Origin of the sequence: Pollutimonas rozaliensis (assembly GCF_048751585.1) — a bacterium.
Taxonomy (GTDB): Bacteria; Pseudomonadota; Gammaproteobacteria; order Burkholderiales; family Burkholderiaceae_B.
Window position 1 is genome coordinate 136,714 of record NZ_JAZHOB010000003.1, and the last position, 25,810, is coordinate 162,523.

Annotated in this window: 16 protein-coding genes; 13 read left to right on the top strand and 3 right to left on the bottom strand. The window is 59.9% G+C overall.

Translation table 11 applies throughout. The annotated features are described in order from the left end of the window. Window positions 1-54: 54 nt before the first annotated feature. The 4 genes from tig (at window position 55) to lon (ending at window position 6,050) form a co-directional block, all read left to right on the top strand. Window positions 55-1,365, top strand: coding sequence for a trigger factor (gene tig / locus V0R37_RS06650; protein ID WP_420373774.1), 1,311 nt, complete (start codon window positions 55-57; stop codon window positions 1,363-1,365). After that, window positions 1,366-2,022: an ATP-dependent Clp endopeptidase proteolytic subunit ClpP gene (clpP, locus tag V0R37_RS06655; RefSeq protein WP_420373775.1), complete on the top strand. Its 657-nt coding sequence runs from the start codon at window positions 1,366-1,368 to the stop codon at window positions 2,020-2,022. 92 nt (window positions 2,023-2,114) lie between these two features. Beyond that, window positions 2,115-3,422, top strand: a complete 1,308-nt coding sequence (gene clpX / locus V0R37_RS06660) for an ATP-dependent Clp protease ATP-binding subunit ClpX (protein ID WP_420373776.1) — start codon at window positions 2,115-2,117, stop codon at window positions 3,420-3,422. 153 nt (window positions 3,423-3,575) lie between these two features. After that, window positions 3,576-6,050: an endopeptidase La gene (gene lon / locus V0R37_RS06665; RefSeq protein ID WP_420373777.1), complete on the top strand. Its 2,475-nt coding sequence runs from the start codon at window positions 3,576-3,578 to the stop codon at window positions 6,048-6,050. A 724-nt stretch (window positions 6,051-6,774) separates the two neighbouring features. Here lon and lexA read toward each other — a convergent pair. Both lexA and V0R37_RS06675 read right to left on the bottom strand, forming a co-directional pair. Beyond that, window positions 6,775-7,437, bottom strand: coding sequence for a transcriptional repressor LexA (gene lexA / locus V0R37_RS06670; protein WP_420373778.1), 663 nt, complete (start codon window positions 7,435-7,437; stop codon window positions 6,775-6,777). A 64-nt stretch (window positions 7,438-7,501) separates the two neighbouring features. Further along, the gene (locus V0R37_RS06675) at window positions 7,502-8,707 is read right to left on the bottom strand and encodes an amino acid aminotransferase (protein ID WP_420373779.1); all 1,206 of its coding nucleotides are present in this window, start codon (window positions 8,705-8,707) and stop codon (window positions 7,502-7,504) included. A gap of 77 nt (window positions 8,708-8,784) precedes the next feature. On the opposite strand from V0R37_RS06675, the gene uvrB reads away from it, so the two are divergent. The 9 genes from uvrB to V0R37_RS06720 all read left to right on the top strand — a co-directional run bounded on the left by uvrB (window position 8,785) and on the right by V0R37_RS06720 (window position 24,263). Continuing rightward, the gene (uvrB, locus tag V0R37_RS06680; RefSeq protein ID WP_420373780.1) at window positions 8,785-10,809 is read left to right on the top strand and encodes an excinuclease ABC subunit UvrB; all 2,025 of its coding nucleotides are present in this window, start codon (window positions 8,785-8,787) and stop codon (window positions 10,807-10,809) included. A 402-nt stretch (window positions 10,810-11,211) separates the two neighbouring features. After that, window positions 11,212-11,703, top strand: a complete 492-nt coding sequence (locus V0R37_RS06685; RefSeq protein WP_420374034.1) for a low molecular weight protein-tyrosine-phosphatase — start codon at window positions 11,212-11,214, stop codon at window positions 11,701-11,703. A 179-nt stretch (window positions 11,704-11,882) separates the two neighbouring features. Beyond that, window positions 11,883-12,389 (top strand): Fe-S cluster assembly transcriptional regulator IscR, encoded by a 507-nt coding sequence (iscR, locus tag V0R37_RS06690; protein ID WP_420373781.1) that lies wholly within the window; start codon window positions 11,883-11,885, stop codon window positions 12,387-12,389. Window positions 12,390-12,409: 20 nt separating this feature from the next. Continuing rightward, on the top strand, window positions 12,410-13,621 hold the full coding sequence (locus tag V0R37_RS06695) for an IscS subfamily cysteine desulfurase (RefSeq protein ID WP_420373782.1): 1,212 nt from the start codon (window positions 12,410-12,412) through the stop codon (window positions 13,619-13,621). A 53-nt stretch (window positions 13,622-13,674) separates the two neighbouring features. After that, window positions 13,675-14,058 (top strand): Fe-S cluster assembly scaffold IscU, encoded by a 384-nt coding sequence (gene iscU / locus V0R37_RS06700; protein ID WP_420373783.1) that lies wholly within the window; start codon window positions 13,675-13,677, stop codon window positions 14,056-14,058. 2 nt (window positions 14,059-14,060) lie between these two features. After that, window positions 14,061-14,384, top strand: a complete 324-nt coding sequence (gene iscA / locus V0R37_RS06705; protein ID WP_420373784.1) for an iron-sulfur cluster assembly protein IscA — start codon at window positions 14,061-14,063, stop codon at window positions 14,382-14,384. A 396-nt stretch (window positions 14,385-14,780) separates the two neighbouring features. Then, window positions 14,781-20,135, top strand: a complete 5,355-nt coding sequence (locus V0R37_RS06710) for an autotransporter domain-containing protein (protein ID WP_420373785.1) — start codon at window positions 14,781-14,783, stop codon at window positions 20,133-20,135. Between the two features lie 251 nt (window positions 20,136-20,386). Beyond that, a complete protein-coding gene (locus V0R37_RS06715; RefSeq protein WP_420373786.1) occupies window positions 20,387-21,265 on the top strand; it encodes a methylglyoxal synthase in 879 nt (292 codons plus the stop codon). 145 nt (window positions 21,266-21,410) lie between these two features. After that, a complete protein-coding gene (locus V0R37_RS06720) occupies window positions 21,411-24,263 on the top strand; it encodes an autotransporter domain-containing protein (RefSeq protein WP_420373787.1) in 2,853 nt (950 codons plus the stop codon). 24 nt (window positions 24,264-24,287) lie between these two features. Here the strand turns inward: V0R37_RS06720 and lysS are convergent, their stop codons facing one another. Continuing rightward, complete coding sequence (gene lysS / locus V0R37_RS06725) at window positions 24,288-25,808, bottom strand: lysine--tRNA ligase (RefSeq protein ID WP_420373788.1); 1,521 nt, start codon at window positions 25,806-25,808, stop codon at window positions 24,288-24,290. Window positions 25,809-25,810 lie beyond the last annotated feature (2 nt).

Below are 25,810 nucleotides of genomic sequence, written 5' to 3' on the forward strand. Positions count from 1 at the left end.
TTCCGGTAAAATGACTCGTTTATTCGTTCAATTACTCATTTATATAGGTCCCGAATGCAACCCGAGGTTGAAATTTTGTCCGGCCTGGAGCGCCGTGTTGATCTGGCCGTTTCGATTGCCGATGTGGAAAAAGAAGTCCAGGCCCAGCTCAAGCGCGTTGCCCGCACCGCTAAAGTTCAGGGTTTTCGTCCAGGGAAAGCGCCGCTTTCCCTGATCGAGCGCAGCCATGGACCTGGCATCCGCTACGATGTGATCAACAACGAAGTCGGCCGTTCGCTGGATAAGGTCATCGGCGAAGCCAAGCTGCGCGTTGCGGGTACGCCCAACCTGGAACCCAAGACCGAAGGCGTCGAAGAAGGCGTCATGGCTTTTTCGGCCACGTTCGAAGTCTATCCGGAAGTCCAGCTTCCCGAATTGTCCGCCTTGCAAGTCAAGCGCGCCCAGGTTCAGGTCGGCGATGCCGAAGTGCAGCGCACTGTCGACATCCTGCGCAAGCAACGCGCCAAATACGAAGCGCGCGACGGCCGCGAAGCGCAAGACGATGATCGCATCACGCTGGATTTCGTCGGCACGATCGACGGTGTGGCCTTCGATGGCGGCACCGCCGAGAAATTCCCCTTCGTTTTGGGCCAGGGCCGCATGCTGCCCGAGTTCGAAACCGCCGTGCGCGGCATGAAGGCCGGCGAATCCAAGACGTTCCCGCTGACTTTCCCTGAAGAGTACGGCAGCAAGGAAGTGGCCGGCAAGACGGCTGAATTCAAGATCACGGTCACGGAAGTCGCCGAGCCTGTCCTGCCCGAAGTCAATGCCGAATTCGCCAAGTCGTTGGGTCAGCCCGAAGGCGACGTCGAGAAGCTGCTGGCCGACGTGCGCGCCAACATCGAGCGCGAGGTCAAGGCCCGCGCCCAGGCACGCACCAAGGCCAGCGTCATGGATGCGCTGGTTGGCGCATGCTCGTTCGACGTGCCCAAGGCCCTGGTCGAGAATGACGCGCAAGGCCGTGTTGCCGCCGCACGCGAAGAACTCAAGCAGCGCGGCGTGCCCAATGCCGACTCCATGCCCATACCCGCCGATGCGTTTACGGCCGAATCCGAGCGCCGCGTGCGCCTGGGCCTGCTGGTGTCCGAGCTGGTGCAAGGCGCCGACCTGCAAGCCAAGCCCGAGCAGGTTCGCGCCCGCATCGAGGAATTCGCCCAGAACTACGAACAGCCCGCGCAAGTCGTGGCCTATTATCTTTCCGACCGTCAGCGTCGCGCTGAAATCGAAGCCATCGTGCTTGAGGACAATGTGGTTGACCATGTATTGTCCAAAGCCCAGGTAAGCGACGAGGACGTCGCCTTCGACGAACTCATGGGGACCAACTAAATGTCACGATTTACCGATTTTTACGCCTCAATGTATGGTGGTGACTCGGTGACCCCTACGGGGCTGGGCTACGTGCCCATCGTGATAGAACAGTCGGGACGCGGCGAGCGGTCTTACGATATTTATTCGCGTCTGCTGCGCGAACGAGTGATCTTCTTCGTCGGTCCCGTCAACGACCATTCCGCCAACCTGGTGGTGGCTCAGCTGCTGTTTCTTGAATCGGAAAATCCCGACAAGGACATCTCGCTGTACATCAACTCGCCGGGCGGTTCGGTTTATGCGGGCATGGCCATCTACGACACAATGCAGTTCGTCAAGCCCGATGTGTCCACGCTCTGCACCGGTATTGCGGCCAGCATGGGCGCCTTCCTGCTGGCTGCGGGCACCAAGGGCAAGCGCTATACCTTGCCCAATTCCCGCATCATGATTCATCAGCCTTCGGGCGGTGCGCAGGGTCAGGCATCCGATATTCAGATTCAGGCGCGCGAAATTCTCAGCTTGCGCGAACGCCTGAACAGCATCCTGGCCAAGAACACAGGGCAGCCTGTCGAACGCATCGAAGAAGACACCGAACGCGATAATTTCATGTCGGCGGAAGATGCGGTATCGTATGGTTTGGTCGATAAAGTACTGGTCTCCCGCGCGGAAGGGGTCTAGGCCAGCCGGTCGGTGGGCCTTCGCGCCCACCGGTTATTACCCGACAGGCAAATTCTACGTTGTCCTGTCCACTGAACTGAACGAAGAGTTTTATGCCTGAAAAAAAAGGATCGGCGGACGATAAGGTATTGCATTGTTCCTTTTGCAATAAAAGCCAGCACGAGGTTCGCAAGCTGATCGCCGGACCCTCGGTGTTTATTTGCGACGAATGCATCGACCTGTGCAACGACATCATTGTCGAAGAAAGCCAGGAAGCGGCTCGCGACGCGATCCGCAACGAATTGCCCACGCCGCACGAAATCAAGGGCTTCCTTGATGGCTATGTCATCGGTCAGGACACGCCCAAGCGCAACCTGGCGGTGGCGGTCTACAACCATTACAAGCGCCTGCGCTATGGCGATGTCAAAGGCGACGACGTTGAATTGTCCAAAAGCAACATCCTGCTGATCGGACCCACCGGTTCGGGCAAGACGCTGTTGGCGCAGACCCTGGCGCGCATGCTGGATGTGCCTTTCGTCATGGCCGACGCCACTACCCTGACCGAGGCCGGTTACGTGGGCGAGGATGTCGAGAACATCATCCAGAAGCTGTTGCAGAACTGCAGCTACGATGTCGAGAAGGCGCAGCGCGCCATTATCTACATCGACGAAATCGACAAGATCTCGCGCAAGGCCGACAACCCCTCCATCACGCGCGATGTCTCTGGTGAAGGCGTGCAGCAGGCGCTGCTCAAGCTGATCGAAGGCACGGTCGCTTCCGTGCCGCCGCAGGGCGGGCGCAAGCATCCCAACCAGGACTTTGTCCAGGTCGACACCACCAACATACTGTTCATCGTGGGCGGAGCCTTCGACGGACTCGACAAGATCATCCGCGACCGTACCGAAAGGTCTGGCATCGGTTTTTCCGCCACGGTGCGCGCCAAGACCGAACGCGGCGTGGGCGAGCTGTTTGCCGAGGTCGAACCCGAAGATCTCATCAAATTCGGCCTTATTCCGGAATTGGTCGGACGCCTGCCGGTCGTGGCGACGCTGGAAGAGCTCCAGGAAGACACACTGATACGCATTCTTACCGAACCCAAGAATTCGCTGATCAAGCAGTTTCAGAAGCTGTTCGAGATGGAAGAGGTCGAGCTCGAAGTGCGTCCCGGCGCCTTGAGCGCCATCGCAAGGCGCGCCATCAAGCGCCGCACGGGGGCTCGCGGACTGCGTTCCATCGTGGAACAGGCCTTGCTGGGCACCATGTACGAACTTCCTTCGCAAAAGGACGTCAAAAGAGTCGTGCTGGACGAAAACGCCGTTACCGGCAAGGGCACGCCCATCCTGATATACGAGGATGAGGCCAAGTCCGAAGCCACCGGCCGGCAGGGGGCTGCCAAGAAGTTAAAGGACGCCGCCGCCTAGGAAAGCTTTTAGAATACCCCTATATAAATGCGGGATTTGCCGTTGTAGACTTGAAAAGCTGGCTATCGTCACTACATACACCTACAGGTAGTACTAAAAAGGGAGGCCTTGGCTTCCCTTTTGCATCTAGAGGTAAATTTTAAGGAAATTACTATGTCTGCGAGCCAGATTCTTACTTCAGAACCCACGGACTTGCCGCTGTTGCCATTGCGCGACGTGGTGGTATTTCCGCACATGGTGATTCCTCTGTTTGTTGGCCGTCCGCGTTCCATCAAGGCACTAGAGCTTGCCATGGAATCGGGCAACAACATCATGCTGGTGGCGCAGAAATCCGCCGGCAAGGACGATCCCACCCCCGAAGACCTGTATGACATCGGCTGCGTCGCCAGCATCCTCCAGATGCTGAAGCTGCCCGACGGCACCGTGAAGGTGCTGGTCGAAGGCTTGCAGCGCGCGCGCATCCAGAAAGTCACCGAGGCCGAAACCCATTTCATGTCGGTCGTGGTGCCGGTCGAACCCGAAACGGGCGAAGGCCCCGAATCCGAGGCATTGCGCCGCGCGGTGGTTGCCCAGTTCGAGCAGTACGTAAAGCTGAACAAGAAAATCCCGCAAGAAATCCTGACTTCCCTAACCGGTATCGACGATGCCGGCCGCCTGGCCGACACGATCTCGGCTCATTTGCCCCTGAAGCTCGAGCAGAAACAAAAAATGCTCGAAGTCACAGGCACCGCCGAGCGCCTGGAAAGCCTGCTGTCCCAGCTTGAATCCGAAATCGACATCCTCCAGGTCGAGAAGCGCATACGCGGCCGGGTCAAGAAGCAAATGGAAAAGAGCCAGCGCGACTACTATCTGAACGAACAGGTCAAGGCCATTCAGAAAGAACTGGGCGAAGGCGAAGAGGGCGCCGACATCGAAGAGCTCGAAAAGAAAATCACGGCCGCCCAACTGCCCAAGGAAGCGCAGAAGAAGGCCGATGCCGAGCTCAAGAAACTCAAGCTGATGTCGCCGATGTCGGCCGAAGCCACGGTCGTGCGCAACTACATCGATACGCTTATCGGCCTGCCCTGGCGTAAAAAGAGCCGGATCAACAATTCTATTCCGAATGCCGAAGGCGTCCTTGATGCCGATCACTACGGTCTGGAAAAGGTGAAAGAGCGCATTATTGAGTATCTGGCTGTGCAGCAGCGCGTCGATAAGCTCAAGGCGCCCATCCTGTGCCTGGTCGGACCTCCCGGCGTGGGCAAGACCTCGCTGGGGCAGTCGATTGCGCGCGCAACCAATCGCAAGTTCGTGCGCATGGCCCTGGGCGGCGTCCGCGACGAAGCCGAGATCCGCGGTCACCGCCGCACCTATATCGGCTCCATGCCGGGCAAGATCCTGCAGAACATGGCCAAGGTGTCCGTGCGCAACCCCTTGTTCCTGCTCGATGAAATCGACAAGATGGGCGCCGACTTCCGCGGCGACCCGTCCTCGGCCTTGCTGGAGGTGCTGGATCCGGAACAGAACCATACCTTCCAGGATCACTACATCGAAGTCGACTTCGACCTGTCCGATGTCATGTTCGTGGCGACCAGCAATACCTTGAACATCCCGCCGGCCCTGCTGGACCGCATGGAAGTCATACGCCTGTCGGGCTATACCGAGGACGAGAAGGTGCATATCGCCTTCGATCACCTGTTGCCCAAGCTGATGAAGAACAACGGCGTGCAGGAAGGCGAGGTCACCATCGAGGAATCGGCGATTCGCAATATCGTGCGCTACTACACGCGTGAAGCGGGTGTGCGGGCGCTGGAGCGCGAAATCAGCAAGATCTGCCGCAAGGTCGTGAAAAAGCTGCTGGGCACGAATCCGCAGGTCCGCTCCGGCGGCCGGCGCAAGGCTGCGCCCGCGCAGGTGCTGGAGCGCGTCACGGTCACGTCGGACAACCTCAGCGATTTCCTTGGCGTTCGGCGTTTCAATTTCGGCATGGCCGAAAAGGAAAACAAGGTCGGGCAGGTTACCGGCCTGGCCTGGACCGAAGTGGGCGGCGATTTGCTGACCATCGAGGTGGCCGACATGCCGGGCAAGGGCGTGGTGTTGCGCACCGGCTCGCTGGGCGACGTCATGAAGGAGTCTGTCGAGGCGGCACGCACGGTCGTGCGCGCCAGGGCGCAGAAATGGGGTATTCCCAACACGGCTTTCGAGAAGCGCGATCTGCACGTGCACTTCCCGGAAGGCGCGACACCCAAGGATGGTCCTTCGGCGGGTATAGCGATCACGACGGCCATGGTATCGGCACTGACGGGCATACCGGTGCGCGCCGATGTGGCCATGACGGGTGAAATCACGCTGCGCGGCGAGGTTCTGGGTATCGGCGGCCTGAAGGAAAAACTGCTGGCTGCCCATCGCGGCGGCATCAAGGTGGTGATGATTCCGGAAGAAAACGTGAAGGACTTGGCCGATATTCCCGACAATGTGAAGAATCACCTTGAGATCATTCCGGTGCGCTGGATAGACCGGGTGCTCGAGGTGGCTTTGCAGAGTATGCCTACGCCTTTGTCGGACGAGGAAGTCGCTCGCCTGGCGGCGGAGGCGGTGGCCAACGCGAAGCCGGTCGGGGAATCGTCGGGCGGTGTCATGAAGCATTGATGCCGGCGGGGCCAGGGGGCGCCTTTTTAAGCGGCCGCCTGGGTCGCTGACGCTGAAGGCTGTAGCCTAGGGCTGAGTTCTGTATTGCACGGGGCTCAGTCCTTTTCTTTTGCTTGTGGCTGCGTCGCTTTGTTTAATTGCTTGCTTGTTGTCTGTCTGTCTGTCTGTCTGTCTGCTTGCTTGCTTGCTTGCTTGCTTGCTTGCGCCAGCGCAGGTGGGTGGGGGTGCGCCGGGCTGGACGCTCACGGTCCCGGCTTCGCCGTGACTTCCCGTGCAAGCGGCTCGAATCGGGGGACGGGCGCGAACTCACAAAAATCAGTCCCCCGGACTGATTTTTGCTCAAACATGCGCGCCCTCCAAGGCCCCCGGTTCGAGCCGCCCGCACGGCGTAAGCGAAAACCGCCCGTCGCTCCCCCACCCACCTGCGCTTGAGTCATGTAGCGATCGGAAGGCGCCTGTGGGCATGGTTGGCCCGGCGGTTTACGCGTGCGCCGCGCGGGCCGTCTGTTTTGGAGAGGCAAGACCGCGATTGTTTGAGCAACAAGGGTGTTGGCAGCCCAGGGGGCTGCCAACGTTGCGAGTTTCGCGGTCGCTCCAAAGCAGATGGCTTGCGCGGGTAGTCCTGGCTTGCCAGGACCGCGGCGCGTCTAGCCGGGCCGGCCATGCCCGCAGGCGCCGTTTCTCATGTGAACCACCGCTATCCAGCTAACGCACCGGCAGTGTGTTATTGCAGCGGCGTATTCCGTATCAAGCCCACGGCAATGCCTTCCAGCGAGAATTCGTCTTCGGCCGACACAACAATGGGCTGGAAGTCGGGGTTTTCGGGCAGGAGTTGGATATTGCGGCCGCTGCGCGAAAAGCGCTTGACAGTGACTTCGTCGCCCAGGCGGGCCACGACGATTTGGCCGTTGCGGGCGTCGGGCGACTTCTTGACGGCCAGCAGGTCGCCGTCCAGGATGCCGGCGTCGCGCATGCTGAGGCCGCGCACGCGCAGCAGATAGTCGGGCGTCTGGCTGAACAGGGCCGGTTCGATGCCGATTTCGCGTTCGACGTGTTCGGCGGCAAGAATGGGGCTGCCTGCGGCTACCCGGCCCACCAGGGGCACCAGCAATTGCGACAGGGCGGCGGATGCGTGTTCCAAAAGGCCGGCGGCCGCGCCGGGGGATGGATCGGCATCGACCAGCCGTATTCCGCGCGAGGCGCCCGCTGTGAGTTCGATGGCGCCTTTCTTGGCCAGAGCCTTCAGATGGTCTTCGGCGGCGTTGGCCGATTTGAAACCCAAAGCGCGCGCAATTTCGGCCCGCGTGGGCGGAAAGCCTGTGCGGGTGATTTCGCTGCGTATGAGTTCGAGTATTTGCTGCTGACGCTCGGTAAGCTTGACGGCCATGGCAATCCAGACTGTGTTTTTATACAGTCTGGATTTTGCAACACTTTATGTGAAAGATCAAGTCTTAAGAAAGGACTTTGGCGATCGAAGCGGCAACGTAGTCGATATTGCGGCTATTCAGGGCGGCTACGCAAATGCGGCCGCTGCTGACGGCATACACGCCATGCTCGTCGCGCAGGCGGTCCACTTGCTGGGCGGTCAGGCCCGAATACGAGAACATGCCGCGCTGAGCCAGCACGAAATCGAAATTCTGGGTAACCCCGTGGGATTTGAGCTTTTCAACCAGCTGCACGCGCATGGTGCGGATGCGCTCGCGCATGGCTGCCAGCTCGGTGGTCCACAATGTGTAGAGTTCTGGCGTGTTCAGCACCGTGGCGACGACGGTGCCGCCGTGCGTGGGCGGGTTGGAATAGTTGGTGCGGATAACCCGTTTGAGCTGGCTGAGCACGCGGCCGCTTTCTTCCTTGCTGGACGAAATCAGCGTCAGCGCACCCACGCGTTCGCCGTACAGCGAGAACGACTTGGAGAAGGACGAGCTGATGAACATGGTCAGGTCATGCTGTGCAAACAGGCGGACGACCGATGCGTCCTCTTCCAGGCCGTCGCCGAATCCCTGGTAAGCGATGTCCAGGAAGGGCACCAGATTGCGTGCCTTGACGACCTCGACGATCTGCTGCCATTGCTCGAAGCTGGGGTCCACGCCTGTGGGATTGTGGCAGCAGGCATGCAGGACGACGATGGTCTGCTCGGGCAATGCCTGCAGCGAGGCCAGCATGCCGGGGAAATCCAGGCCGTGGGTGGCGGCGGGGTCGTAATAAGGATAGGTTTCCACCACGAAACCGGCCCGCTCGAACAGGGCGCGGTGGTTTTCCCAACTGGGATTGCTGATGACGACCTTGGAGCCGGGCAAAAGCTGCTTCAGGAAATCGGCGCCGATTTTCAGGGCGCCGGTGCCGCCCAGTGCCTGGGCGGTCAGCACGCGGCCCGCGGCGATAAGGGGCGAGCCTTCGCCCAGCAACAGGGTTTGCGCGCCCTTGTTGTAGCCGGGTATGCCTTCGATGGGAAGATAGCCGCGCGCCGCGTGCGCTTCGATGCGCGCCGTTTCGGCCTTGCTGACCGCATCCAGCAGGGGAATATGCCCTTCGTCGTCGTAGTACACGCCAACGCCAAGATTGACCTTGCCGGTTCGGGTATCAGCGTTATATTGTTCGTTCAGGCCAAGGATGGGGTCGCGCGGAGCGAGTTCGACGGATTCGAAGAGAGATTTCATTTTGAGGGAGTAAAGGTGGGAAGGGAAACTCGAAACATTAATGTGATAATAAGGGGTTTACCCTGAAAGTGTCCAGTATGAACGCTCCCGCACCCGGCTTCATCGAATACCCGAATAGCCCATTCCAGCTCTACCAGCCCTACCCGCCGGCGGGCGATCAGCCGACGGCAATCGACGCGCTGGTCGAAGGCATAGGCGACGGCCTGATGTACCAGACTCTGCTGGGGGTTACGGGTTCGGGCAAGACCTACACCATGGCCAATGTCATCGCCCGCACTGGGCGTCCGGCCATAGTGCTGGCGCCCAACAAGACACTGGCCGCGCAGCTATATGCCGAAATGCGGGAGTTCTTTCCCAACAATGCGGTGGAGTATTTCGTTTCGTACTACGATTACTACCAACCTGAAGCGTATGTGGCGGCGCGCGATCTGTTCATCGAGAAAGACTCATCCATCAACGAACACATCGAGCAGATGCGGCTGTCGGCGACCAAAAGCTTGTTGGAACGGCGCGACACTGTCATCGTCGGAACCGTATCGTGCATCTACGGTATAGGCAATCCCGGCGACTATCACGCCATGGTGCTGACTCTGCGCGCGGGCGATCGCATCGCCCGCCAGGAGCTGCTGGGCCGTCTGGTCGCCATGCAGTACGAGCGCAACGATGTGGAGTTCGTACGAGGCCATTTCCGGGCGCGCGGCGAGATCATCGATGTCTTTCCCGCCGAGCACGCCGAACTGGCCTTGCGGATTACCTTGTTCGACGACGAGATCGAGTCGCTGGAAATGTTCGATCCGCTGACGGGCAAGATCAAGCATAAGCTGCCCCGGTTCACTGTCTTTCCCAGTTCGCACTATGTTACGCCCCGTGAAACGGTGCTGCGGGCCATCGAGACCATCAAGATAGAGTTGCGCGAGCGCCTGGCCGCCCTGGTGGCGGACGGCAAGCTGGTGGAAGCCCAGCGGCTGGAGCAGCGCACCCGTTTCGACCTTGAAATGCTGCAGGAGCTGGGCTTCTGCAAGGGCATCGAGAACTACTCCAGGCATTTGTCGGGCGCCTTGCCCGGCGAACCGCCGCCTACGCTCATTGATTACCTGCCCGCCGACGCCCTGATGTTCATCGACGAAAGCCATGTCACCATGGGGCAGCTAAGCGCCATGTACCGAGGCGATCGCTCGCGTAAATCGACACTGGTGCAATTCGGTTTCCGCCTGCCGTCGGCCATGGACAACCGGCCATTGCAACTGGAAGAGTTCGAGCAGCGCATGCGCCAGTGCGTGTTCGTGTCGGCCACGCCGGCCGCCTACGAAAACGAGCATTCCGATAACGTGGTCGAGCAGGTGGTCCGGCCCACCGGGCTGGTGGACCCCGAAGTGGAGGTCCGCCCCGCGCTGACACAGGTCGACGATCTGTTGGGCGAAATCAAGAAGCGGGTGGCGCTGCGCGAGCGTGTGCTGGTGACGACGCTTACCAAGCGCATGTCCGAGGATCTGACCGATTACCTGACGGAAAGCGGCTTGAAGGTGCGCTATCTGCATTCGGATATCGATACGGTGGAAAGGGTGGAGATCATCCGTGACCTTCGTCTGGGCGTTTTCGATGTCCTGGTGGGCATCAACCTGCTGCGCGAGGGCCTGGATATTCCGGAAGTGTCGCTGGTGGCCATCCTGGATGCCGACAAGGAGGGTTTCTTGCGGTCGGAGCGCAGCCTGATTCAGACCATGGGCCGGGCCGCGCGCAATCTGAATGGCCGGGCCATTTTATATGCCGACCGGATTACCGATTCCATGCGCCGCGCCATGGATGAAACAGAAAGGCGGCGCATCAAGCAGCAGGAATTCAACGTCAAGCACGGAATCACGGCTCGCAGCGTCAACAAGGCCGTGCGCGAAATGATAGACGGAGTCATGGTCGCGCCGGAAGCGGCATCGGCGCTCGACGATATTTCGCCCGAAGTGTTGCGCGATGACAAGTCGCTGGCCAAGGAAATCCGCCGCCTGGAAAAACTGATGATGGACCATGCCAAGAATCTGGAGTTCGAGCAGGCCGCCGCCGCGCGCGACTCCTTGAACCGGCTCAAGCAAAAAGCGCTACTTTCCTAAGTTCCCCAAATACGCGAGTGCATTTGTTACAGATTCGGCCTTTAGTGCCTGGGGTTGTATGTTTAAAACAAATTGTTGGAAAACACCAACAATTTGTCGATATTAATGGCCCTGTCATTTTGTCTCCCTCGTGATTTTGGCCGGGTCTTGCCAACGCTTATCCTAGGGTTTACCATTACAAAACAGGCTGAATTTATCACCAAGGCTTGTAATGTTGCAGTGCATGAATATTGGCTTTTCGGCGGTTTGGAGCAGCCTTTTGGCTGTTCACGACTTGCACCGGAATAAGCGGTAACGTCTTATCATGTTTAAGTTTTTCCGCTTGTCAATAACTGCTGAAAGGCAAATGTGGACTTGCAAAAAGTCTTGCCTTACAACGGGTTTTCCCTCACACTCTCGTCTATGATGACTAAGGTACTTTTCGTTTGCATGGGTAATATCTGTCGCTCGCCAAGCGCAGAGGGTGTCTTCCGCCGTTTAGTCGACGAAGCGGGGCTCTCTGATGTGGTTGGCGTCGATTCCGCTGGCACCCACAGCTTTCATATCGGCGAAGCGCCCGACGCGCGCGCGCAGGCGGCGGCGCGCAAGCGCGGCTACGAGCTTGCGCACTGCGTAGCCCGGCAAATCACGGCCGACGACTTCCGTGAATTCGATCTCATTCTGGCCATGGATTGGGAAAATCTTTCCGCACTGCAGCAGCAATGCCCCAAGATTTATCAGCACAAATTGATGCTGCTCATGCGCTTTGCCAACGAGTTCGAAGAAGCCACGGTTCCCGATCCTTATTATGGCGGTCCCGAAGGTTTCAGCAAAGTACTCGACTACCTGGAAGACGCCTGTCAGGGCGTGATGGAGCTCGTGCGCAAGCGGGCGCTGCAATACCAGGCCGCCTAAGCGTTTTCAACCCGTCCGGACGAACCGAAAGAACCGTGCTTGCCACGGTTTTTTCATTTGGCCCAAGGCCTTTTACCCTACCGTTTTAGTCGGGAATTTGTTATAGTTGAGTATATTGGTCGGGTATAAAGTCGCCGGCCGATAATTTGATTGCATCAGGCTTTGGCAAGGAAATCACCATGCGTTTAACGACCAAGGGGCGTTTTGCGGTGACCGCCATGATTGATCTGGCGTTGCGGCAGCAAAGCGGGCCCGTTACCCTCGCGGCTATCAGTCAGCGACAGAACATTTCGCTGTCGTATCTGGAGCAGTTGTTCGGCAAATTGCGCCGCCACGAACTCGTGGACAGCATACGTGGCCCCGGAGGCGGTTATTCGCTCGCCCGCCTGGCACGCAATATCACCGTGGCCGACATTATTTTCGCGGTGGACGAGCCCCTGGACGCCACAAGTTGCGGCGGCAAGGAAGACTGCAACATCGGCCGCAATGGCAGCACGGGCAAGTGCATGACGCACGAATTATGGTCCACGCTCAATCGTAAAATGGTCGACTATCTGGATTCGGTGTCCTTGCAGGATTTGGTCGATCAGCAACGCATGCGACTGCTCCATGAGGCCACTCAGGCCCAGACCGCCATCCGCATCAACCGCTCGCCCGATGTGCTCATCGCCTCGTCGACGGCATAATACGATTGGAGTCTAGCCCCATGCCCCAGCGTCCTGTTTATCTGGACTATTCGGCGACCACGCCCGCGGATCCGCGCGTGGTCGATAAAATGGTGCCGTGGCTGTACGAGCATTTCGGCAACCCGGCGTCGCGCAGCCATGCCTACGGCTGGGACGCCGAAGAGGCCGTTGAACTGGCCCGCTCCCAGGTTGCGCAATTGGTCAATGCCGATTCGCGCGAAATCATCTGGACGTCCGGCGCCACGGAATCGAACAACCTGGCATTGAAGGGCGCCGCCCATGCCTATGCCGGGCGCGGCAAGCATATTGTCACGGTCAAGACGGAACACAAGGCGGTGCTGGACACCTGCCGCGAACTTGAACGGCAGGGTTTCGAAGTCAGCTATCTGGACGTCCCGCAGGATGGCTTGCTGGACATCCAGGCATTCAAGAACGCCTTGCGGCCAGACACCATCCTGGCTTCCGTCATGCTGGTCAATAATGAAATCGGCGTGATCCAGGACATCGCCGCATTGGGCCAGGCTTGTCACGAGCAGGGCATCGTATTTCATGTGGATGCGGCGCAAGCCACCGGCAAGGTCGTCATCGACCTGCAAACGCTTCCGGTCGACCTGATGTCGTTTTCCGCTCATAAGACTTATGGGCCGAAGGGCATCGGAGCCTTGTTCGCGCGGCGCAAGCCCCGAGTGCGGCTAGAGGCGCAGATACATGGCGGCGGGCACGAACGCGGTTTTCGATCGGGCACGCTGGCGACGCATCAAATCGTCGGCATGGGCCAGGCCTTTGAATTGGCCCGCCTCGAAATGGACCAGGAAAACCAGCGCATACGCGGTTTGCGCGATCGCCTGTGGGCCGGCCTGTCGCAAATCCCTGAGATCTGCCTGAACGGGCATTTCCAGCAGCGAGTTCCGCATAACCTGAACGTCAGCTTCAGCTATGTGGAGGGCGAATCCCTGATCATGGCGCTGAAAGACCTGGCGGTTTCCAGCGGATCAGCATGCACCTCGGCCAGCCTGGAGCCTTCCTATGTATTGCGGGCGCTGGGCCGCAGCGACGAACTTGCCCATAGCTCCATCCGCTTCACTTTGGGCCGCTACACCACCCGGGAAGACGTGGATTTCGCCATAGAGCTGCTTGTGCGTCAAGTCGGCAAGCTGCGCGACATGTCGCCGCTGTGGGAAATGTTCCAAGAGGGCGTGGACTTGAATTCCGTTCAATGGGCCGCACATTAATGGCATGGGCATGAACAAGCTGGACTTTACCGCGAAAACGATTGCGAGCATTCATGGCGTATAGCGACAAGGTGCTGGATCACTATGAAAATCCGCGCAATGTCGGTTCATTCGACAAGTCCGATGCCCGTGTCGGCACGGGCATAGTCGGCGCTCCGGCGCTGGGCGACGTGATGAAGCTGCAAATCAAGGTCGATGAATCGGGTATCATTGAAGATGCACGGTTCAAGACGTATGGTTGCGGTTCGGCCATCGCTTCCAGTTCGCTGGTTACCGAGTGGATCAAGGGCAAGACGCTGGATCAGGCCATGGACATTCGCAATACGCATATTGCCGAAGCGCTGGCCCTGCCGCCGGTAAAAATCCACTGTTCCATCCTGGCCGAAGACGTCATCAAGGCGGCGGTCCGGGACTACAAGGAAAAGCATCAGGAGTAATCATGGGAATTATGCTTACACAACAAGCAGCCGATCACATCAACCGCTATATCGAAAAGCGGGGGAAGGGGTTGGGCTTGCGTCTGGGCGTTCGTACCACGGGCTGCTCGGGCATGGCTTACAAGCTGGAATACGTCGACGAGCCCAATGCCGACGACCAGGTGTTCGAGCAGCGGGGGGTCAAGGTTTACATCGATCCTAAAAGCTTGCCGTTCCTGGAAGGCACGCAGCTGGACTACGCGCGTGAAGGCCTGAATGAAGGCTTCAAGTTTTCCAATCCCAACGAAAAAGCCACCTGCGGCTGCGGCGAATCGTTCACGGTGTAATTGCCAGGCGATAGGGTGCTACGGGCATAGAATATGGCCCCGCAGTTGCTGCGGTATCACTGTATTTGGCTAGGTCCAAGCAATACTTGAAGCAGCGGGCTTTCATTCCCCGACTGCGGTGCTATCAGAGCCGGATTCTTTAAAAAAGAATCCGGCTTTTTTATTTTCGCAATAGACAAGTACTGGAAAGTCTGCGGATGTCAGTGAGCAAGGGAAAACCCTCGGGCTAAATATCGGATAAAAGGTTACAAAAAATCTCTAATGATGTTTAAATCCATTTCTTACATATATGTATCTATATATGTCTAATAAGCCACATGTGAGCCAAATCCATTCATATTTTGCATAAATGGAGGTATTAAGGGCATGTGGAACCAGTCTTTATAGGAAATGGGTATGAACATGACGGTAAATAAACACAGAATAATGCGGATAACTGTGCTGACCGGAGCATTGCTGGGGGTTTACGCGGTTTCATACGCTGCCGAACCCATTGCCTACACACCGTATGGAATGAACATGGATCCTTCGGCCTGGACCAAAGACAGAGGCGGCGACCCCGCTTTGGTTGGGACGACATGGGAGGGGCGTGACGCCCTCAAGCTATCGATAAAGAAACCCGGCGCGGGCGACTCATTCAACAACTGGCAAGGCCATTCCCAGCGCACAGCAGCGCCCTCGGGCGAGTCCTTCCTACGTGGCGACCTATGGGTACAAAGCGATTGGACCAGCGGGACGGAAACCGACTTCCAGAACACCGGCATGTGGGGTTCGGCCATGCCGGCGGATACGGTGGCAGGCGGCAGCTATGTCGATGCCCAGGCGGTATTCCCCATCATGCACTTCACCAATCAGAAAGATTCCACAGGGAACCCGGATGGCAAGGGCATGCTGCGCATATGGGACACCACTGCGAATCCTTCCGGTGGCTGGGTCTATCTGACCGGAACCGAAGGGCTGATCCAGTATGGCGGCTGGAACTCGATCGACCTGCGCCTTATTCCGGGACAGAACAAGGTCGAATACTATTTCAACGGGTCATTGGTGCATACCTGGGTCGATCCGACCTCCGATAACGACAGCAAGCCCGGCCAATTTTTTGCCATGTACCTTAAGGCCCGCAACAACGGCGTTACCGAATTCGATACCTATTGGTCGCGGTTGATGTCCGGCGCTGTGTATAGCGAAGGCAATGTGTCGGGTGCGATTGGCGGCGATGTCATGGTCGACGCGGGCGGCAGGGTGTCGGTGGCCGACGGCACGGCCATTTCCGGGTCGCTGTACGGCAACGGCAGCGCCACCGCCGCGTCGATCGTCAATTTCGACAAAAGCGCCACGATCGGCGGCGATCTTGTCGGCAACAATACTTGGTTCAATTTCAGTTCGGCGGTGGATGCGACCGCCGCGGTTGCGGGCTCCATCGAACTGGAGGGTAAATCTCTGGCGACCGGCGGCTCGGCGGATAAGGCCGTACAGGCGGGCCGGGACATCAAGCTGAACGATTCCACGCTGAAAGGCTATTGGACGCTGCCCAACGGCAGCATTATTGCCCAGGGCGGCGCGCGCATCGAGGATGCGACGATCACTGCCACCAAAACCGCGCTCAAGACATCCGGAAGCGCGCCATTGGTTACCGTCAGGAACAGCTCACTCAAGTCCACCGGCGCGGGCACGGGTTTCAGCGGTTTGGTGGCAGCCGTCAATGCCAGCAACAGTTCGGTGGTCGATATCGACGGCGGCAGCGTTGCCGCCACGGGCACTATCTATACACGAGGCATTCTGGCCACCACCGGCGCCAAGGTCACTACGGCGAACACGGATATCTCCACGACGGGCAGTAAATCGCACGCCGTGCATGCCCATGTGGAAAAGAATGACACCAGCGGAGCCGTACCTGTAGTCGCCATCAATGGCGGCACCATCTCTGCCGCCGGCGACGAATCCTGGGGCCTGTATTCCTTGCGGGGCGGCGTCATCACCAGCTCGGCCGACATAAGCACCGCGGGGAAGGCGGGCTTCGGGGCCTTTGTCGAAGGCAATGGCGAAACCAATGCGCGGCCGGGCCTCATCACGCTTAACGGCGGGTCCATCACAACCTCTGGTCAGGCGCTGAGTTCGGGCGACGGGAGCATAGGCAGTTATGGGGTGCTGGCCAAAAACATTGGCAACGCGGTTGTCATGAACGGTACCCGGGTCACAACGTCGGGCAACGTGGCCGAAGGCTTGCGGGTCGAGGATAAAGGGCAGATCACGGCAAGCGATTCCATTATCGCCACCAGCGGATCGGCCGCTCACGGTGTAACGGCCTACACCGGCGGCAAGGTGGATTTGGTTCGCGGGTCGGTATCGGCCAGTGGCGCCAACTCTAATGGCCTTCAGGCCATGGGTACGGGGTCGAAAATCACCACCAACGGCACGGCTGTGACAAGCAGCGGCGGCAAGTACGGCGCCTATTCCAGAAACGGCGGCCAAATTGTGCTTGCCGGCGGATCGGTCAGTAATACCAATACCAGTCCAGGCAGCCAGGGCATTGCCGCCGATGGTTCCGGCTCATCGATTACCGCCACGAACGTCGCCATCAGCGCAAGGGGCGAATATACCAGTGCCGCCGAGTTGTCCAATGCGGTTGCCGCCAGCAACACTGCGCGCATTACGCTTGATGGCGGGTCGGTATCATCGCTAAGCAGCCAATACGGACGCGGATTGTTGGCAAGCACCGGTTCGAGCATTATTGCCAGCAATGTCGCCATTTCCACAAGCGGGCTGAGGTCGAATGCGGTGCACGCATTCGGCCCATCGGGCATCTCGGATCCCGATAGCGCCGATGCGCCCGCCATTACCTTGAATGCGGGAACGGTAAACACAAGCGGCGACGAATCATATGGCCTGTATGCCCAGAATGGCGGCAATATCATCAGTTCCGCCCATATAAAAACCACAGGCAAAGCCGGCTTTGGCGCATTTGCCTATAACGGCGGCAGAATTTCGTTGACCGGCGGTTCGCTGGAGACATCCGCCGAAGCATTGAACGGAACCATAGGCACGTTCGGTGTGTTGTCCAAAAGAGGCAGCCAAATCTCCTTGGATAACACGCGCGTCGTTACCAGGGGAGCGTTGGCCGAGGGCGTGCGCGTGGAATGGGAGCCTGGTGCCGGCTCGCAAGTCACCCTCCAAAACGGTTCCTCCATTGCAACTTCCGGCGCCGGAGCGCATGGCATAGGCGTATATGGCGAGGACAGTGGTGGCACTAGCAGTAATACTTCAGCCACCATGACTGGCGGTTCCATCACGACTGCGGGCAGTGGGGCATCGGGCGCTTATTTGAGCAACGGCGGCAGCGTTACGCTGAATGGCGTGACGGTCAATGCGGCCGGTCCGGTGTTTTCGTCGGACTTCAACAAGGCGGGCCAGAGCCAGAGCATCACAGTCGGCGCGGGATCCACACTGGCTTCGCTGAGCGACATATTGTTGCGGGTGGACAGGTCTACTGCCGGTGGGAATGGCGTAGTCAATTTCACGCTGGAGGACGGGGCGTTTGCGTCGGGCAATATCGAGAACTACCGGGACAACACATTGGTTGATCGGGATGCTGCCTTGACAAATGCTGATTTCAGGCCAGGTTCGCACTGGGCTGGAATTTTCATCAATGCCAGCACATTGCGTCCGGTATCCGGTGTCCCCATCACTGGAGACGCCGATGGCAAGGTTAATACCGACGTCGCCACCACGGCTGGTTCAAGCGTCACCTTCCAGGGGGTTTCACAGGTGGCTGGCAGTGTGTCAACAGCAACCAATTCCAGCACGACGTTTTCGGGTTCCACTCCCATCACTATTACCCAGAACCTGATTGGGCAACAGGGGTCCAGTATCACCTTCAATAATGGGGCGACGATCAATCAATCCGTGACAGGCGTGGGAAGCACCATGTCCTTTGGCGGCGCCACGACCATAAGCCAGGGAGTTGCTGGCTCTGGATCCAGTATGGCGTTCAGCGGTCCCACGACCATAGGCAACGGAACGGGCAGCGCCCTGACGGGGGCCTCGAACAGCAGTTTCAGCTTCAGCCGCACGGCGCCCACGACGATCAACGGTTCGGTGGACCTGAGCGGAGGCTCGAGCACGCACGGGGGCACGGTCAGCACGCCGGTGACGATTACCGGCGACGCGGTGGTGTCCTCCGGCGCGGTGCTGGGCGGGAACCTGAACGTGCAGGGCGCCTTGTCGGGCAGCGGCGGCATACTGGGGCCGGGCAACTCGGTGGGTACCCAGACCTACGCAACGATGGGCGCCTTTACCGATGGCACTTATCTGGCCGAGGTGAATGCGGCGGGGCAGTCCGACCTGATCCGCATCACCAGCGGTCCGGCCGACCTGACGGGCATCGCCTTGAAGGTGGGCCAGGAGAACGGCAACGGCGGCTATGTGTTGAATCACGATTACACCATCGTGCAAACCGGCGACGCCACGGGCATCAGCAGTGTGGTGGGCAACAAGTTCTCCAGCGAAGCGCTGGACGGCAGCTTTGCCGGTGCGCTGGTCAAGCTCGATCCGGTCAAGTACGGAGACAATAGCGTTCGGGTCAGGCTGTCGCTGGACCAGTCCAAGGCCGATGCCTTGGTGCCCACACTGTCGAGCAACCAGCGGGCGGTCTATGGCGGGGTGCTGTCGGTGATGGGGCGCAATTCGGCGGCTGACGCGGCGCTGCAATCCAGCAATCCGAAGGATGCGCTGAACCAGCTTTCGGGCGAAGTGCACGGCAGCACGCAGTCGGCGCTGTACAGCGCGGGCGGCTTGCTGGTCAGCACGGTGGGCAACCGTATGCGCGGCAATGTGGGCGCGGGCCTGCTGGCCGGCGCCCCCATGGCCGATGCCTCCGGCTCGGTGCCGGCCGGCGCGATGCCCAAGTCGGCGGCCTACCCGCTGTGGGCGCAGGTCGTGGGCAACTGGAACACGCTGGACGGCGACGACAACGCCTCCAGGACCCGCAGCCATACCGCGGGCCTTTACGTGGGCGGGGACGTACCGGTGGGCGCGGGCTGGCGCGTGGGCGGGGCCCTGGGCTTTACCGACGGGCGCATCAATGCCGACGATGTCGGTTCGCGTTCGGATGTGCGCAGCTACACGGCCACGGTCTACGGCGGCAACAGCTGGGCGGCGGGCAGCGGCCAGGTCAACTTCCTGGCCGGGGCGGGCTATACGCGGCACGACATCGAGAGCCGGCGCTCCATCAACGTGGGCGGCAGCCAGACGCTCAAGGCCGACTACCACGCCAATACCACGCAGTTGTTCACCGAGCTGGGCTATGCGCTGCCGGTGGGCCAGGCCAGCACGATCGAGCCGTATGCGGGGCTGGCCTGGTACAGCCAGCGCAGCCCGGGCTTCAGCGAAAGCGGCGGCTCGGCGGCGCTGCGCGGCAACAGCCAGACGGACAACGTGACCACGGTCACGCTGGGCCTGCGCGGCAAGACGGCGGTGGAGCTGGGCCGTCACGAAGCGCGGCTCAGCGCCGGGCTGGGCTGGCGCCACGCGTCGGGCGACGTGGCCTCCACACGCACGATGTCCTTCATTCAGGGCAACGGGGCGGCGTTCACGGTGGCCGGCGCGCCGATCGCCAAGAACGCGGCGGTGGTGGACCTGGGGGCCGAGATGAACGTGGGCAAGAACGCGGCCATGGGGCTGGGCTACAGCGGCCAGTTCGGCCAGGGCAGCACCGACAGCACCGGCTCGCTGTACGTGAAGGTTCGCTTCTAGGCCCGGTCGCTTAAAGAAAAAGAGGTCGAAGGCGGTTGCTGCGGGACAAGAAGGCTGGCTCTGGCGCCGGCCTTTCTTGTTTTCGCGGCGTGAATCGGCGACCAGATCAGTCGAAAGCCTGTGTTCGAGACCGCTTATTCAAACAAATCTTCCCGTGACATAATGACGCAGTAATAGCGTGGTCTTATCGATCCTGCTTATGCCGGCGTTTACGCTGCTTGATCAATTCGCCTGATTGTTTTTGAAGATTCATGACTAATCCCATCTTACGTTTTGGCCTGGCGGCCAACCACCTGCATCACGAATCCTATGGCGCCGCGCTTTTTACATGGCTGGAGCAATCGGCCGCCGCCATTCGCGAATTGGGCATGGAGCTGTATACGGTGGGCCGCACCTGCGATGCGATCGAGCGCTCCGGATTGCTGGCCGGCCATCCCGGCCTGATCCGCTATCCCTACGGTCGCGAGGGCGGCTTGATGAAACTGGTGGCGCGGGTTACCGAGGGCAGGGACGGGGGGGCGCCTTTCGACGGCGCCATCTATCTTATTGATCCGGTGGATCCGTCATCCATTTTTCCGGAAGCGCTGGCTTTGAAGCGCCAGTGCATTACGCATGGCAAACCTTTCGTTTCCACGCTGATGGGAGCGATTGAATGGATCGAAGTCGAACGCCTTGGCCAAGGTTTGGCGCCGGATACGGCCCTGGATCCGGTGTTCGATTTTTCGAGGCAAACCCTGGCGCTGATTGCCCATGATGCACTGAAGGATCAAATGGTGGAATTCGCCGCCAGCCATTTCGAGTTGCTGTCCCGCTTTGCGGGGCGCGTCGGCACGGGAACCACCAGCGGACGGCTGAATGACCTGGCGTGGTCGCGCGGCTGGCCCAAGGACAGGCCGTGGGTTCAACCCTACCTTAGCGGTCCTTTGGGGGGCGACGCGCAAATCGCCGAACTGGTGCTCGAGCAACGATGCCAGCGCGTGATTTTTTTCGAAGATCCGCACGTGGCGCGCCAGCACGAAGCGGACATACAGCTTCTGGAACGAGCGGTTCGGGTAGTGACCGATAAAGCAGCCTGCATTGCTTCGCCGGCGGTGGCTAATAAGTGGGCGATGGCCGTCAGTCGACGCTAGGGATGACAGTCATCAGCTAGATTTTTTGTTGATGTATTTACGCTACGATTAATAAGAAAAGATATAACTAAACCATTTGCTTACGATAAAGTTGCATTTCGTTAAATTTGCCTACGCCGTCAGCGTAGGGTAATGCAAGAGTGCAATGACCCGTAAAACTCATACCCTCCAGTCCTGGATTGGCGCAGGACTGTTCTGCATGCTGGGCTGTACTTCGGCCCAGGGCGCCGCATTCGACTTCCAAACCGCGGAATACTTCAATCAGGAAGGATTGAATTTAATCAATGCCGCCGAAGCCTATTCGCTTGGCTATACCGGTGCCGGCGTCAGGGTGGGGGTTTTGGACTCGGGCATCGATGCCTTCCACCCCGAGTTCCGGGGCGGCAAGATTACAGGCGGCTACGATTTCTATTCGAATCTGCCTTACCAATCGGGGCTTGGGGAGGACTACGATGGGCATGGCTCTCACGTGGCGGGGATCATCGGCGCATTGCGCGACGGGGTCGGCATGCATGGTGTGGCCTTCGAAAGCTCGTTATTCATCGTCCATGAGGATGACAGGCAATACAACTACTTTACCCATCCCGATCCCTCTTATCTAAGCCCGCGGGACGAATGGCTGGACAAGTCGCTGGCGCCGGCATGGCGTTATATGGCCACTCAGAATCTGCCTATTATCAATAACAGCCTGGGGTTCAATGATTGCCCCGGTGTTGCGCCACCCTGCAACGTGACCGAGTATGGTTCCGCCGTTGCCGCCGAAGCCGCGTTTCCATTAAGCGTGGCGGCCTTTCGCGAACTTGCCGCGGCCGGCACCTTGATGGTGTTCGCCACCGGAAATGAAAAACAATTACATCCGGATTTCATGGCGGGTTCGCCTCACTGGTTTCCAGAACTCAAGAACAACTGGCTGGCGGTCACAGCGATCAGCGAAACCGGCGAGGCGGTGGATTATGCGAACAAGTGCGGCGTGGCCATGGAGTGGTGCCTGACCGCGCCCGGCGGCGGGGAAGGCAATCCGGGCCTCGGCGTGAACTCGGTGGAGGACGAGGGCGGCTACACGAGGAAATCGGGCACCTCCATGGCCACGCCGCATGTGGCCGGCGCCGCAGCCCTGGTCAAGCAGGCCTTTCCGTATTTCGGCGCCTACCACCTTCAACAGACGCTGCTGACCACGGCCACCGATATCGGCGCCTCGGGCGTGGACGATGTCTACGGCTGGGGCTTGCTGAATGTGGGCAAGGCGGTGCGCGGCCCGGGTCGGTTCACGGGATTGTTCGATGTGGATACCCTGGGTTATGAATCCACCTTTTCCAACGACATCGGCGGCGCGGGCGGCCTGACCAAGCGCGGCGCTGGTGTGCTGCGCTTGGTCGGGGCCAATACCTATGCCGGACCGACGATGGTCGAGGGCGGCAAGCTGGTTGTCAACGGCTCCGTTACATCCGAAGTGACCGTACGGGCGGCCGGCACCTTGGGCGGGTCGGGCACGGTGGCCAAGATCGATAACTACGGAGTGTTGGCGCCGGGCAACTCCGTGGGCACGCTGACCGTCGCCGGGAACTACACCGCCTATCCAGGTTCGGTGTATGAGCTGGAGGTCGGCCCGGATGGCGCCACCGACAAGCTGATGGTGGGCGGCTCGGCCGACTTGGCCGGTACGCTGCGCCTGACCGGAGGCCGCTTCCGTCCGAATGCCTCCTACCAATTCATCAGCGCGACGGGTGGCGTTACAGGAGGATTCGATACCGTGGCGCATGGCTTGGCGTTTCTGACGCCCACTCTGGCTCTGAGCTCCGGCGCGGCCGCCTTGGCGATTGTCCGCAACGACGTTCCCATCGCGCGATATGCCGCGACCCTGAACCAGAAGGCGGTGAGCCAGGCGCTGGATGGCATTTCCAGCCGTCCGCCCGCCGGCATGGCCGATGTGTATGACGAAGTGCTGAATGCTGAAGCGGGCCAGGTGCCGGCCATCATGGAGCAACTGAGCGGTCAGGTGCATGCGGGTACTGAATCCGCTCTATTGAATGCGGGCGGTTTGGTGACGCGCACCTTGTCCAATCGCATGCGCGCCAATGTAAGGGCCGGTATGGCGCCGGGCAAGGCATTGGCACAGGCGGGAGGCGCCATGCCAGCGGATGCCATGCCTTATCCAGAGGCCCTGCCTGTGTGGGCCCAGATCGTCGGAGGGCGCAGTACGCTGGATGGCGACGGCAACGCAGCCAGGGTGCGCAACGATACGACCGGCCTATTCCTGGGCGGGGATGCGAAGATTGGAAGGGGTTGGCGGCTGGGCGGCGCTTTCGCTTATACAGACGGCCGCATCAAGCTTGACGGCCCGTCCTCTTCGTCGCGGGTGGACAGCTATACCGGTGCGCTGTATGGATCCAACAATTGGGCGGCAGGTCCAGGAAGCCTCCGTTTCCTGGGCGGCGTGGCGTACACCCGCCACCATATCGATACGCGCCGCAATATCGAGGTCGGAGGCAGCCAGACGCTAAAGGCGGGCTACCATGCCGATGCCTTGCAGCTATTTACGGAACTGGGCTATCGATTGCAAGCAAGCCGGAACGGCATGCTGGAGCCATACGCGGGCCTGACCTGGCAGAACCTGCGAGCCGGAGCCTTCGCCGAAACGGGAGGGCAGGCCGCGCTGAATGGCAAGCGCCGCCGCAGCGATCTGACGACGTTCACATTGGGGCTGCGCGGCAAGGCCGAGTTCGAATCGGGGCGTTCGCAGGTTTCGCTGTCCGCCGGCCTGGGCTGGCGTCACGCCATGGGAGATGTCTCGCCCAGCCGCAGCCTGTCGTTCGCGCAGGGAGATGGCACCTTGTTCCGCACAAGCGGCGCGCCTATCGCCAAGAACGCGGCGGTTGCCGAATTGGGCGCCGAGCTGCGCGTGGGGCGCAAGACCGCCGTGGGCATGGGCTACAGCGGCCAGTTCGGCAATGGCAATACGGATAGCGCAGGCACGCTGTATCTGCGCTACCGTTTTTAGCCCGGCCATCCACGCTCAGGCTGATCAGTCTTCCCGGCGCAGATGGGGAAAAAGTATGACGTCGCGGATGCTGGGGCTGTCCGTCAGCAGCATGACCAGGCGGTCGATGCCGATGCCGCAGCCGCCGGTGGGCGGCATGCCGTATTCCAGTGCCCGGATGTAGTCGGCGTCGTAGTACATGGCTTCTTCGTCGCCGGCGTCCTTTGCCTCCACCTGGGACAGGAAGCGCGCGGCCTGGTCCTCGGGGTCGTTCAGCTCTGAAAAGCCATTGGCGATCTCGCGGCCTGTGATGAACAGCTCGAAGCGCTCGGTGATGCCTTCCTGGGTATCAGAAGCGCGTGCCAGCGGAGAGACTTCAACGGGGTAGTCGATGATGTAGGTGGGATTCCACAACTTGGATTCGGCCGTTTCCTCGAACAGCGCCAATTGCAGGGCGCCAACGCCCGATCGGGCCAGTACCGGGCCGTTTACGTCGGCACCCAGACGCTTGAGTTCGGTGCGCAGGAAGGCCTCGTCCCGCAACTGGGACTCGCCGTATGCGGGAGCGTATTTGAGTATGGCCTGGACGATGGTAAGCCGGTCGAAGGGCTGGCTCAGGTCCAGCGGCTTGTCCTGATAGCTGAGCACTGCGCTGCCCGTGGCGGCGATGGCGGCTTCGCGTATCAGCGATTCGGTAAAGTCCATCAACCACCGGTAATCGGTATAGGCGGCGTAGAACTCCATCATGGTGAATTCGGGATTGTGGCGAGGGCTTACGCCTTCGTTGCGGAAATTGCGGTTCACTTCGAAGACGCGGTCGAAGCCGCCCACGACCAGGCGCTTCAGATAGAGCTCGGGCGCGATGCGCAGGAACATTTCCATATCGAGCGCATTGTGATGCGTAACGAAAGGCTTGGCCGCCGCGCCGCCCGGTATGGGGTGCAGCATGGGCGTCTCGACTTCAAGAAAGCCGGCATTCAGCATGAACTGGCGAATGCTGCCCATGGCCTTGCTGCGCGCGACGAAGGTGGCGCGCGTTTCTTCGGTCATGATCAGATCGACGTAGCGCTGGCGGTAGCGCAGTTCCTGGTCGGACACGCCATGGAATTTATCCGGCAGGGGCCGCAGCGATTTCGTCAGCAGGCGGACCGAGGCCGCATGCACGGATAGTTCGCCCTTGTTGGTCTTGAATACGGTGCCTTCGACGGCCAGAATGTCGCCGATGTCCCAGGTTTTGAACTGAGCGTAAATCGCTTCGCCCACCGTATTCTTGTCCAGGAAGATTTGAATGCGGCCCGAGCTGTCCTGCAAGGTTGCAAAGCTGGCCTTGCCCATGACGCGCTTGAGCATCATGCGGCCGGCGACTTTCACCTGCTTGCCGATTTCGGCCAGGGCTTCCTTATCCAGCTCGTCGTAAGCCTTGTGCAGTCCATCTGCCTGGCTGTCGGGCCGAAAATCGTTGGGGTAGGCCACGCCATCGGCGCGCAGTTTGGCCAGTTTGCCACGGCGTTCGGCGATCAGGTGATTTTCGTCGGTGGCAAGGCTTGATGGCGTAGATTCGTTCATAG